Origin of the sequence: Xaviernesmea oryzae (genome assembly GCF_900109605.1) — a bacterium.
Taxonomy (GTDB): Bacteria; Pseudomonadota; Alphaproteobacteria; order Rhizobiales; family Rhizobiaceae; genus Xaviernesmea; species Xaviernesmea oryzae.
In genome coordinates this window covers 66,184-77,839 of the sequence record NZ_FOAM01000008.1, presented here as the reverse complement: position 1 = coordinate 77,839, position 11,656 = coordinate 66,184, and the positions used below count along the sequence as shown (strand labels likewise).

Sequence of the window (11,656 nt, the reverse complement as noted above, 5' to 3'; positions counted from 1 at the left end):
TTTACCCTGCCGCGGCCATGAAAAAACCCGCCTGCGAAAACACAGGCGGGTCGAAGAGACGGCAGATAGGCGCAGGCTCAGGCGGCCCTGGAATCCTGGATGGCCGAGACGCGCCAGTCACGCTCGCCACGCTTGCGCAGGAAGGTCCAGATCTCGGTCGCTTCGGTGGGGCGTGCCGGATCGCCCTCGACGACACGGCCGCTTGCGCGATCACGCATGACGTCGACGCTTTCATAGCGCATGGCCACTGTCGCATAATCGGCATCGCCTTCGCGCCAGGCTTCGGCAAGATCGCCCTGAAGCAAGCGAACGCCGGAAACCTCGTTGCGCACACCGCTGGTGGCATTGTCGCTCAGCTCTTCGGCCAGATAGGACATCGCCTCCGGCGTCGTCAGCGCGCGCAGCGTGGCATAATCCTCGACGCCATAGGCCTTCTGCACCTCGGCAAGCATCGCCTCGAAGCGGTCGAAGTCGGTCCCGGTCAGGCCAACCTCATCCGTGCCTGTGGCAGCGGCGGCAGCCGGTGGCACGCCACGGCCGAGGCCGCCCTTCAACGAGGCGCTCGTTGCCGCCTGCGGGCTGGGGGCCATGCGAACTGGCGCATCATAGCGACCGGGATTGGCGGGCGCGCTGCCGGCATAGCCCGGCTGCTGGCGGCCGCGCGCGAGAAAGCGCATGAGCAGCATGATACCGCCACCGATCAGCACCATCTGCAGGAGCAGGCCCAGGAAGCCGAAGCCGCCGCCGAAGCCATGGCCAAGCATCATACCGAGCAAGCCGCCTGCAACGAGACCGCCGATCATCGAGCGGCCGAAGCCGCCGCTGCCGAAAAAGCCAGGGCGCGCGGCCTGCTGCGTTTGCTGCATGCCAGGTGCTGCGCGGTTCATGCCGGGCTGCGCGGCCGGGCCCGTGTCCGGCGTCATGCTGCGGTTGATGCCCTGGGCGCCGCTGGGCGCGGTCTGGGTCGCCGGCGGCGCCGAATAGGTGCGCGTGCCGCGGCTGCCGAAGCCGCCGCCACCTGCGCGCCGCGCTTCGGCAACATCCGCCACCGTGATCGCCAGCGTGAGCGCGACCGCCGTCATTGCGAAGATGCGTCGAAAGCCTGACATGAAACTCGTGTCCTCCAAAAGTTCGTTTCCCCTTATATGGGATGCCGCCTGCCGCAACGGAAGGGTGCGCCCGCCACAATGCAGACTCGCCGCCCGCGCGTCGCTTCACGAATCCGTCAGGCAACTGTCAGCGCGCAGACGCCCATGCCCTCAGTGGCTGAGGCCACCGATGCCTGAAAACGTGTCGATCAGCAGCTTGATGTTGAGAACGACGATCACCCCGGCGATCAGCCAGGCGGGCAAGGCCAGCCAGCGCGGCGCCACGAGATTGCCCATGATCCGCCTGTTGGTGACGAAGCTGACCAGCGGGATCACGGCAAAGGGCAGCTGCATGGACAGCACGACCTGGCTGAAGATCAGCAGTTCGGCCGTGCCCTTCTCCCCATAGATCCAGGTGACGACGATGACGGGAACGATGGCCAGAAGGCGGGTGATCAGCCGGCGCGCCCAATTGGGAATGCGCAGATGCAGAAAGCCTTCCATGACGATCTGGCCGGCGAGCGTGGCCGTGACGGTCGAGTTCAGCCCCGAGGCCAGCAGAGCGACGGCAAAGAGCGTCGAGGCGAGTCCGAAGCCGAGAAGCGGCGAAAGCAGCTCATGCGCCTGTTCGATTTCGGCCACATCGGTCCGGCCGGTCTCGTGAAAAGCGACGGCGGCCACGATCAGGATCGCCGCATTGATGAAAAGCGCCAGCATCAGCGCAATCGTGCTGTCGGCGACGGCGAAGCGGATCGCCTCGCGCCGGCCGGGCTCAGTGCGGGGATAGTCCCGCGTCTGCACGATGGAGGAATGCAGGTAGAGATTATGCGGCATGACGGTCGCGCCGATAATACCGATGGCGATGTAGAGCATGGCCGGGTTGGTCACGACCTCGCGCGAGGGGATGAAGCCCGAGAGCACGGCGGCCACAGGCGGCTGGGCCGCGACCATCTGCGCGATGAAACAGAGCGCGATGATGGTCAGCAGCGCGATGACGAAGGCTTCGAGATAGCGGAAACCGCGATTCATCAGAAGCAGCACCAGCACAGCATCCGCCGCCGTCAGCAATGCGCCGGCCAGAAGCGGAATGCCGAAGAGCAGCTTCAGCGCAATGGCCGTGCCGATCACCTCCGCCAGATCGCACGCAATGATCGCCGCCTCGCAGGCCAGCCACAGCATGAAGCCGACGGGCCTGGAATAATGCGCACGACAGGCCTGGGCGAGGTCGCGGCCGGTGGCGATGCCGAGCCTTGCGGCAAGTGCCTGCAGGAGGATCGCCATCAGGTTGGACAGGAGGATGACGGAGAGCAGCGTGTAGCCGAACTGCGCACCCCCTGCGATATCCGTCGCCCAGTTGCCCGGATCCATATAGCCGACCGAGATCATATAGCCTGGCCCGACGAAGGCTAAGAACCGTCGGAACCAAGTGCCATCCTTGGGCACGTGGATGGACGCATGGACTTCGGAGAGGCTGGCGCGCGAAGCGGCTGCGCCGATGCGGCCAAAGGCGGCCGGTGTCGTGTCGGAAAGATCGGATGCGCTCATCGTCAATATGCCCTGGTGCGGGGGTTGCGCCACATGTCAAAAACTAGGCCTCGGGTCAGAATTATGCAAGATGCTATATTTCATCGCCGCAGCTTTTTTGTGCGGTGCGGCCAAAGTCTCACGGAAAACGAGGCGTGGACCGGGCGGTTCCCTGACATCAGGCCACAAGGGCTTTTGAACGCGATTCCGGGACCGATCTGGGGAGAAGCCATGCTGCGCCATTCTGCATGGCCCGGGGACATGCTAAGAAAGCGGCTCAAGGATTTTAGAAAAGAGACAGGATTTGGTGCGTCGAACCATCCCCCGTTCCGATCCGCTACCGGACGCGGACACGCATTCGGAGGGCTTCCGCCAGAGCCGGGAAGCCCAGCGCGGCGCGCTGGTGGAGGATTATGTCGAGCTGATCGCCGACCTGATCGAGGACGGCAACGAGGCCCGTCAGGTCGATATCGCCGCCCGCCTCGGCGTTTCGCAGCCGACTGTCGCCAAGATGCTGGCGCGACTTTCCTCTGAAGGCCTCGTCTCACGCAAGCCCTATCGCGGTGTGTTCCTGACCGCCGCCGGCCAGAAGATGGCCGGCGAAAGCCGGCTGCGCCACCAGACGGTAGAGGCCTTTCTGCGCGTACTCGGCGTCAGCCCGGAAACGGCGCGCATCGATGCCGAGGGCATCGAGCATCATGTCAGCGAGGAAACGCTGTCGGCCTTCCGCCGCTTTATCGAGCGGGACACGAGCCACAGCTAGACGCCGAGGCCACAGGCGCCGGTGCCGCCGCAAGCTGCGGGCAATGCTCTGCGCCGTCCCCTGACAGAGCCCCGCGCAGCGGGTGTTACGTGCCTGTCTTCTTTGTCGCTTAGCAGGTTGCGATCAGCTGCCAGCGAATGAGGCTCTCGGGCTTCGATGCTGGCTGCGCGCGACAGAGGCATCGACATCAGATGAACAGCCAGACAGCCTATGCCAACTATCCCAGCCTTAATGGACGCAGCGTCTTCATCACCGGCGGCGCCACCGGCATCGGGGAAAGCCTCGTGCGGCACTTCTGCGCCCAGGGCAGCCGCGTTGCTTTTGTCGATCTTGCCGAGGAGGCGGGAAGTGCTCTGGCCGATGCGATTGCCGATCAAGGTCTTGCCAAGCCGCTCTTCCTTCCCTGCGACCTGCGCGAGATCGACGCCTTGAGGGCCGCAATTGCTCAGGCGAGCGCCGAGAACGGGCCGATCGCGGCGCTGTGCAACAATGCCGGCAATGACGACCGCCATCAGACCGAGGAGGTCGACGTTGCCTATTGGGACGACCGCATGGCCATCAATCTCCGCCACCAGTTCTTCGCCGCCCAGGCCGTTGTTGCACAGATGCGAGCAGCCGGCGGCGGATCGATCATCAATCTCGGCTCGATCACCTGGATGGTCGGTGACCCCGATTGCTGCGCCTATGTGACCGCCAAGGCTGCAATCACGGGCATGACGCGGGCCCTCGCCCGCGAGTTCGGACCCGATCATATCAGGGTGAACTGCCTGGTTCCCGGATGGGTCATGACCGAGCGGCAGGTCAGGCTTTGGCTGACGCCGGAGGGCGAGGCACAGATTGCCCAGCGTCAATGCCTTCAGGGACGGCTGCAAGCGGAGGATATCGCCCGCATGGCCCTGTTTCTCGCCGCTGATGACAGCCGTATGTGCACCAGCCAGCAATTCATCGTGGATGCAGGCTGGGTCTAAAGGCATCGACTCGACCTTAGAGCCTTATTTGTCGGCAAGGGTCCATCTGGCGGCAAAGCAGGAGAAGGTCATGTGGCACGATCAGGACGTGTTCCCGCGCGCGCGCATACAGTTGACGGCTGCTTGGTCCAATAATAATATCAATAGGATGAATAAAGGGGAGTCCTGATCATGCCTTTCAACGGTGCAGGCCCGCAAGGATCGGCAAGCGTCAGCGTGCACGCGAAGTTGCTCGATCTGCTGGGTCGCAGCATCGTGCGGGGCGAGCTCCAGCCGGGCGATCCGCTGCCCAATGCCGACGATTGGAGCGCGGCCCATGGCGTCAGCCGAACGGCGCTGCGTGAGGTGATCAAGGTTCTGGCGGGCAAGGGCATGGTCGAGGCCAGGCCGAAGACCGGGACACGCATTCGCGCCCGCACGGATTGGAATTTTCTCGATCCCGATATCCTGGCATGGCGCTATGGGCCGAAGACGACCTTCGAGGAAGCACAGTCCCTGTTCGAACTGCGGCGTGCCATCGAGCCGAGCGCCGGCGCGATTGCCGCGCAGCGCGCCACCAAGGAGCAGATCGCGACGCTTGAGAAGATCTATGAGAAGATGGAGCGCTTCGCCGACGACAATGAACGCTTCGCCGAAGCCGATCTCGAATTTCACCAGAGCATTCTGCATATGACCGGAAACGAGCTGTTCGGCTCCCTGGCGAGCTTGACCGCAACGGCCATGCTGATCAGCTTCAAGCTGTCCGACGACAATCCCTATGGCCAGCGCCCATCGCTCCCGCTTCATTGGGGCGTCTATGAGGCCATCGCCCAGCGTGATCCGGAGGCCGCACGCAGCCGGCTGATCGAGCTGCTCGATCTGGCGGAGGAGGATGTCAATCGCTCTCTGGCGGCGCGCAAGGCTCGTGGCCGCTGAAGCGAAGGCGGACGCTGCGTCCTGACGCAGCGCCGCTCATGAAAAAGCCCCGACAGCCTCCAAGGATCGGGAGGGCTGCCGGGGCCGAGCCATCCAAGGGGATCGAATCAGAACTTCACCTGAAGGTTCACCTTCACCGCGTGGCTCTGCTCCTTGCTGGCGATCTGGCCGGAATAGTTGGCGCTCAGCTGGGTCTGCTGGCTCAGCGCCAGATCCATACCGAGATTGAGACCCAGCGCATTCTTGGCGATGGGCACGCCGGTGCTGGTGAAATCGGCACCGGATGTGAAGGTCAGCTGCTTCTCGGTCGCCGGATCGGCAAAGGCATGCTGCCAGCCGATCATGCCATGGACCTGCCCTTCCATCGTGTCGAGTGCGACGGGCGCGGATGCGCGCAGGCCAAGCGTGGAGAAGCTGTTGTCGATGCTCTGGCCATCCGCTGAGAGCGCAGCGACGCTGCCGCCATCCTCCGAAAAACCATCCGTTTTCAGATGCACATAGGCAAGGCCGGCAAAGGGCGAGAGCGTTACGCGCTCGAGCTTGATGCGATAGTCGATCTCGCCATAGGCTTGGGCCGTCACGGCGTCGTAATCCGCCGTCAGCGTCTCGGCAAAGGCGGGGAAGATGACGTTTCGCCTGGTTGAAATGGCATGATGACCATAAGCGCCGCCAAGGCGCAGCCCGAAATCGCCGAGCTGCGTACCGGCATAGGCGCCGATCTCATAATCATGGCTGTCGCCGGAGGACAGGCGCTGATCGACATCGAAGCTGGTGCGGCCATAGCTGCCGACGAGGCCAAGGCGCCATGTGTCGATCGGCGCATCGACGCCGGCGATGATGCCGCCCGCCGAGCGATCGAAATCAGCGGCATCGCCCGTCGCGCGGTGCTTGCTGGTGGAGGCCAGCGCCTCGCTCCAGAAGGCCGGAGCATCGGCATCCTGCACACCCTGCCCGTCTTTCGCGCCCTTGGCGGATGGCAGCGCAACCGCATCGAAGGCAGCCTGCAGACGGCGATTGGTAGCCTCGCGCAGGAAGCGGCTGTCCTCCAGCAGCGAACCGGCGATATCGCTATGGATCTCGCCCGAAAGCACGTTTCCATAGGGGCGGAGATATTTGTAAAAAGCCACGCCGCCGTCCCCGTTGCCGGGCATGCTCTCTTCCCGGTCGAGAACGTTGAGTGACCAGCCATCCTTCGTATGACGGATCGACAGTCCTTCGACTTCCTGTTCGGCATTGAGCTTGAGATTGCCGATGGTCTCGACCTCGCCCGTCGCCAGATTGGCGCGCATCAGCTTCTTGTCGTCGTTGTCAGTGGCAAAATACATCCAGCCATCGAGAACCTTGCCGCCCTGGGCCTGATCGACCACGGTAGATAGCGGGATGTATTTGTTGAAGCTGAAATCGGCGAGATTGTAGACCGTCAGCTCCGTGGCATTGTCATAGGCAATGCCATAAGCGAGCCCGTGCTTCGCATCGACGGCAACCCAGCTGGCGATGTCGTGAACCCCATGCGGCGGATTGAGCGGATAGGCCTTACCCGTATATTCAAGCGTCTTGGCGTCATAAATGGCGAAGACGGGGTTGCTGTATTTATTGCCGGTCACCGGGTCGCGCTTGCTGGAGTCCAGCGAGATATAAAGCAGGCCGTTGGCGTAATCGATGTCGCCGATATGGTTGAGCCCGACGCGCGAGAGCGAAGATGGGATCTGAAGCTTCGAGGCGATGGCATTCTTGTCGATTTTGATCGTCTTGAACGTATCGTCGGCGATTTCGAGCGAGTGGGTGCCCGAGAAGAACCAGTGCTGGCCATCGGTCGTGACCCCCTGCCCGCGCGCCGCATCGGCATCGTCGCCGCCGAAGAACGTGCGCTCGGTCATGATCCAGGGCTCCTGGGCAAAGGCCGCCGGCGCCGTGGCGGCGATCAGGCCAAGGCAGATCAGCGGGATTTTCGCAGCCGAGGCGACAAGCGTGGCGCGCCTGGCGGGCGCCTTCGGTTCGCCGTCGCGCGTCAGGCATTGGGGATGGTCGAAGATCGAATGAAACATGACAGTGTCTCTTTGCTAACAAGAGGATTTTGGCCGAGATCCCACGTCATCGGCCGCGCTCGAAGACGGCCGACCGCAGATGCGGCGGGAGGTTGGGGGGCCTCTTCCGAAGGCTGGCTGGCAAGCGCATGCGCTCTTCGGCCAAAGGCCGGCTGTAAAGGCAGGCGCGGGCAACGCGCCGCGAGGCCTTGGTGATCACTTAGTTCGACATCGTCTTCCGGCCCCTGTTTTGCCCCGGCCGTTCATTAGCGAGCGTGAATGACGCAGACATGACAATGATCGTATTATTCATACGAATAGGGCTTCGACCGCAGGAGTGGCCGACATGCGGCTCGAGGGGCCGACCAGACACGCACTTATTTTAGCAAGGAGATGATGTAGCCTTGATGGCAGACATGCCGGGTCTGGATGCGCATCGTCGTCTGAAAGACGCGTACGCCATATGCCAAGGCTCGCTGACTTCGATTTTCGGCGCGGTGCTTATACCGGGTCTCGCTGATAGGAACCCATAGGACTTCTATCAGCGAGACCCGGTATCAAAGCCCCAGCACGGAGAGCATGATGAAGGTGGCGAAGAGCACGAAATGGGTCATGCCTTCGATCGCATTGGTCTCGCCGTCATTGAGGTTGATAGCGGCGGCGATCAGCGTGATCGTGACCATCACCGTCTGAACCGGCGTCATCGCCATGATGAAGGGCTGGCCGGTAAAGAGCGCGATCGCCTCCATCACCGAGACGGTCAGGATGACGGTGGAGAGCGAGGCTCCAAGCGCGATATTGACCACGGCCTGCATGCGGTTGGCGAGCGCCGCGCGCATCGCGGTCATGATTTCCGGCGCGGCGGAAATGGTCGCCACCACCAGCGCGGTGAGAACGGGCGGAGCGCCGGTGTCCCGCAGGCCCTCGGTCAGGAGGGCCGACATGAGTTCCGCGAGAATGCCGATGATCACCACGCCGAAGACCAGGATGGCGATCGAAAAACCCGCTGGCGCATCCTCGCCGGGATGGCTGGCATCCTCCTCGGACACGGCGGCGGCTGGCTGGCTGGTGCCGGATGGCGGAGTGCCGGCGGCAGCCGACGCTTCCGGCGCCGCCGGCAAGGCGCGCGCCGGCGCCGAACCTTGGCCAACCGGCAGCGCTGCAGCCTGGGGCTTGCGGCGGTTTCGATTGGGATAGCTGTAGCTGAAGAAATAGCTGTGCGCACCAACCTGCATGCGCAGGAAGACGGCATAGAGTGTCACCATCGCCACGATGGTGAAGCCGGAATAGAAATGCCACTTCGCCTCCGGCACGAATTCCGGCACGATCATGGAAATGCCCATGGCCGTGAGGATCATCACCGAATAGGTGCGGCTGGAATCGTCATTATAGGGCTGTTCGCCGTGTTTCAGCCCGCCAAGCAGGGCGGCAAGGCCGAGAATGCCGTTGATGTCGAGCATGACGGCCGCATAGATCGTATCGCGCACCAGGGTCGGCGAACTCTCTCCGCTCATCAGGATCGCAAGGATGACGACCTCGACCAGCACCGCCGACAAGGTCAGGATCATCGTGCCATAGGGATCACCAACCTTGACGGCCAACATTTCCGCATGGTGAGCCACGCGCATCGATGCGACGATGATCGCGGCGACGAGAAGACCAGCACCGGCAAGTGCGGCGAAGCGGCCGGCCTCCATCAGGCTGTGCTCGAAGGCAAACCCGATGAGAGCAGCGCCAATTGCAATCAGGAGGCTCCATTCGGAGCGAAGCAGGGACAGGGGCACGGATAATCTCGCCAGTTGAAGCCATCACCGCAGCCGGGCGGCGCGGGCGATGGAAAGCCGGCCATGCTGTATGACCTGCTCCCGATCGTCTGCCGAAGGGTAGAGCCGGGCGACGGCAAGTCAAACGCGCTTGCGCGATAAGGCGACGGCGTCGGCGATAAAAGGATTATTTTCCTCTCCATCTTGCTCTTAAGTGGCCTTTCAGCTAGGTTATCGGCATTTCTTCCGCGCTTTTCGTTCGCTCGCACAGGCGGCCCGCGCTCAAGCCATATCGGCGTCCACCGCCAAGGGCAGAGCCTCGTCGGATTGGTCTTTCGTTTTCTGTGCGGCACGCCGGGAAAAGCCGCCTTTCACCTTGAAGCGTTCGCCCTTTTCAGGCCACGCTTGTCCTGTTGCATTCGGGAGCGCGCGGCTTGCGTGCCCGGCTTTCGATCTGGGGCTTATCGAGCATGCTGTCACATGAGGGGATCTGGAGCGCCATCGATGCGCTGGCCGAGCGCCACCGGCTGACGCCGTCGGGGCTGGCGCGCCGTGCCGGGCTCGATGCCACCGCCTTCAACAAGTCCAAGCGCCGCTCTGCCGACGGACGGGAGCGCTGGCCCTCCACCGAATCGGTCGCCAAGATCCTGGAAGCAACGGGCGCGACCATCGACCAGTTCATGGACGTGCTGAAAGGCGAGCGCGCGCCGGTGGCCACGCCTGCTTCCGCAGCGCTGCCGGCCATTCCGTTGATCGGCTTCGCCCAGGCCGGCGCCGGCGGTTTTTTCGACGATAGCGGCTTTCCCGCCGGGCAAGGCTGGGACATGGTGGATTTCCCCACGGCCTCCGGCATCAAGCAGGGCGTCTATGCGCTGGAGGTGCAGGGCGACAGCATGATGCCGCTTTATCGCGATGGCGATGTTCTGATCGTGGAGCCGGGCGCGCCTGTGCGCCGGGGCGACCGCGTGGTGGTCAAGACCACGGAAGGTGAAGTCATGGCCAAGATTCTGATGCGCCAGAGCGCGCGCTCCATCGAGCTTCATTCGCTCAATCCCGAACATCCCAACCGCAGCTTCGAGCCGGCGCAGGTGGAGTGGATCGCCCGCATTCTCTGGGCGAGCCAGTAGGATGCGGCGCGCCCTTGTTTCCACCGGCGGCGGTTTGGCCTGCCTCCTCGCCACCACCCTGATCGTCTGGGGCGGTGCAGCCTCGATCCGCACGCGGGAGGCGGCCGGCCCCTCGCTTGCCCTCGAAACGCCAGAGACCATGCCCGGCAGCGAAGACCCGGTCGCCGCCCTGGCCGGATCGGACGACGCCTCCTCAACGGGCGAACCGGACACCAAGACCTCGGACCAAGCCCAATCCTCCGGAGAGCCAAAGGCGGGAGCATCTCCTCTTGCCGCCTCTCCGGCACCCGTCACCACCGCGCCCCTGCCCCCGCCGAACAGTGCGCCTGCCGGCAGCGAGACCGCGTCACCGGCGCAATCCGCATCCAGCGAATTGGACATGCTCGCCTCCAGCGAACGTCGGGATGTCGTGTTGCGCCATCCGATCGTGCTCGCCGCAGGCCTGATCCGCTTTCCCGAATATCGCGTGCAGCTTGCCGGCCTGGTTCCTGAAGATCCGAAGCGGCGCTGCGGCGTCGGACGTGACAGCTGGCCTTGTGGCGCGCTGGCCCGCACCGCCTTCCGCAACTTCGTGCGCGCCCGCGCCTTCGTCTGCACCTTGCCCAAGGATTTGATGCTGCCGGAACATCAGCTGGCCAAGGATCCGCCGGTCACGGCAAAATGCTCCGTCGGCGGCGACGATCCTACGCAATGGCTCGCAAGCCAGGGCTGGGCAGACGTGCCCGAAGGCTCTGATCTGGCGCCCGTGGTCGAAAAGGCGCGCGCCGCCAAGCTCGGCTTTTTCGGCGAAGACCCGCGCAAGGACGAAGCCAAGCGCATGCAGGAGGCGATCGACACCGCCCCTGATGATGCAACCGCGAACCCCGCAGACAGTGCCGAGCCGCCGGCCAGCCCTTGACGGCTTGGGACGATATCGGCCGATCACCTCAAGCTTGACGGTCGGCAGCATCTTCAAACAGGCGCGGTATGGGCGGCTCTCGCAAGGCCTGTCAATCCGGTCCGAACCGCGATAGACCTCCCTTATCCTCCTTCATACGTGATTGCCATGTTCAGCAGCCCCACCGCCCAGGAAGCCCTCGTCTATGTCATGGTAATGGTCTCGGCCGCCGATGCGGTGATGAGCGATCCCGAGTTGAAGCGGATCGGCCATATCGTGCGGGCTTTGCCGATCTTTGCCGACTTCGATGATGACAGGCTGGTAGCGGCAGCGCGCGAATGCGCCGTATTGATCTCCGGTCCCGAGGGTCTCGACATCACCCTCGAAGTCGTGCGCGAGGCCCTGCCCGGCCAGCTTTGCGAGACGGCCTATGCGCTGGGCGCCGAGCTTGCGGCCGCAGATGGCCATTTCAAACGGGAAGAGATGCGGCTTCTCGATATGCTGCGCGAACGTCTTGGCCTGGACCGGCTCGTTTGTGCCGCGCTGGAACGCGCCGCCATCGCCCGCAGCCGCAGTCTTGTCGGCCGATCAGACCGCTGAGAAATCG

Annotated in this window: 10 protein-coding genes; 6 read left to right on the top strand and 4 right to left on the bottom strand. The window is 63.7% G+C overall.

Features of this window, described 5'->3' with window-relative positions; translation table 11 throughout:
• Positions 1–77 precede the first annotated feature (77 nt).
• Positions 78–1,109: a Tim44 domain-containing protein gene (locus tag BMX61_RS11940; RefSeq protein ID WP_075629497.1), complete on the bottom strand. Its 1,032-nt coding sequence runs from the start codon at positions 1,107–1,109 to the stop codon at positions 78–80.
• A 150-nt stretch (positions 1,110–1,259) separates the two neighbouring features.
• The gene (locus BMX61_RS11935) at positions 1,260–2,633 is read right to left on the bottom strand and encodes an Nramp family divalent metal transporter (RefSeq protein WP_075629498.1); all 1,374 of its coding nucleotides are present in this window, start codon (positions 2,631–2,633) and stop codon (positions 1,260–1,262) included.
• 283 nt (positions 2,634–2,916) lie between these two features.
• Here BMX61_RS11935 and mntR point away from each other — a divergent pair, with 283 nt between their 5' ends.
• From mntR to BMX61_RS11915, 3 genes are all read left to right on the top strand, one after another.
• Complete coding sequence (mntR, locus tag BMX61_RS11930; RefSeq protein ID WP_075629499.1) at positions 2,917–3,375, top strand: manganese-binding transcriptional regulator MntR; 459 nt, start codon at positions 2,917–2,919, stop codon at positions 3,373–3,375.
• Positions 3,376–3,566: 191 nt separating this feature from the next.
• Entirely contained in the window at positions 3,567–4,343 is a 777-nt protein-coding gene (locus BMX61_RS11925) for an SDR family NAD(P)-dependent oxidoreductase (protein ID WP_075629500.1), read from the top strand.
• A gap of 171 nt (positions 4,344–4,514) precedes the next feature.
• Complete coding sequence (locus BMX61_RS11915; protein WP_075629502.1) at positions 4,515–5,258, top strand: FadR/GntR family transcriptional regulator; 744 nt, start codon at positions 4,515–4,517, stop codon at positions 5,256–5,258.
• A 107-nt stretch (positions 5,259–5,365) separates the two neighbouring features.
• Here BMX61_RS11915 and BMX61_RS11910 read toward each other — a convergent pair whose 3' ends face one another.
• On the bottom strand, positions 5,366–7,303 hold the full coding sequence (locus BMX61_RS11910; protein WP_075629503.1) for an autotransporter outer membrane beta-barrel domain-containing protein: 1,938 nt from the start codon (positions 7,301–7,303) through the stop codon (positions 5,366–5,368).
• 536 nt (positions 7,304–7,839) lie between these two features.
• Positions 7,840–9,060: a calcium:cation antiporter gene (locus BMX61_RS11905; protein WP_075629596.1), complete on the bottom strand. Its 1,221-nt coding sequence runs from the start codon at positions 9,058–9,060 to the stop codon at positions 7,840–7,842.
• 455 nt (positions 9,061–9,515) lie between these two features.
• On the opposite strand from BMX61_RS11905, the gene BMX61_RS11900 reads away from it, so the two are divergent.
• The 3 genes from BMX61_RS11900 (at position 9,516) to BMX61_RS11890 (ending at position 11,649) form a co-directional block, all read left to right on the top strand.
• The gene (locus BMX61_RS11900; protein ID WP_075629597.1) at positions 9,516–10,172 is read left to right on the top strand and encodes a S24 family peptidase; all 657 of its coding nucleotides are present in this window, start codon (positions 9,516–9,518) and stop codon (positions 10,170–10,172) included.
• 1 nt (position 10,173) lies between these two features.
• Positions 10,174–11,070: a hypothetical protein gene (locus BMX61_RS11895; RefSeq protein WP_075629504.1), complete on the top strand. Its 897-nt coding sequence runs from the start codon at positions 10,174–10,176 to the stop codon at positions 11,068–11,070.
• A 147-nt stretch (positions 11,071–11,217) separates the two neighbouring features.
• Positions 11,218–11,649 carry a tellurite resistance TerB family protein gene (locus BMX61_RS11890; RefSeq protein WP_075629505.1) on the top strand — a complete coding sequence of 144 codons (432 nt, stop codon included), beginning with the start codon at positions 11,218–11,220 and terminating at the stop codon, positions 11,647–11,649.
• The last annotated feature ends 7 nt before the right edge of the window (positions 11,650–11,656 follow it).

Excerpts from the sequence above, each read along its gene's own strand:
- BMX61_RS11895 (WP_075629504.1), top strand. The coding sequence starts at position 10,174 with ATGCGGCGCGCCCTTGTTTCCACCGGCGGCGGTTTGGCCTGCCTCCTC.
- BMX61_RS11915 (WP_075629502.1), top strand. The coding sequence starts at position 4,515 with ATGCCTTTCAACGGTGCAGGCCCGCAAGGATCGGCAAGCGTCAGCGTG.
- BMX61_RS11910 (WP_075629503.1), bottom strand. The coding sequence starts at position 7,303 with ATGTTTCATTCGATCTTCGACCATCCCCAATGCCTGACGCGCGACGGC.
- BMX61_RS11900 (WP_075629597.1), top strand. The coding sequence starts at position 9,516 with ATGCTGTCACATGAGGGGATCTGGAGCGCCATCGATGCGCTGGCCGAG.
- BMX61_RS11925 (WP_075629500.1), top strand. The coding sequence starts at position 3,567 with ATGAACAGCCAGACAGCCTATGCCAACTATCCCAGCCTTAATGGACGC.
- BMX61_RS11940 (WP_075629497.1), bottom strand. The coding sequence starts at position 1,109 with ATGTCAGGCTTTCGACGCATCTTCGCAATGACGGCGGTCGCGCTCACG.
- BMX61_RS11890 (WP_075629505.1), top strand. The coding sequence starts at position 11,218 with ATGTTCAGCAGCCCCACCGCCCAGGAAGCCCTCGTCTATGTCATGGTA.
- BMX61_RS11935 (WP_075629498.1), bottom strand. The coding sequence starts at position 2,633 with ATGAGCGCATCCGATCTTTCCGACACGACACCGGCCGCCTTTGGCCGC.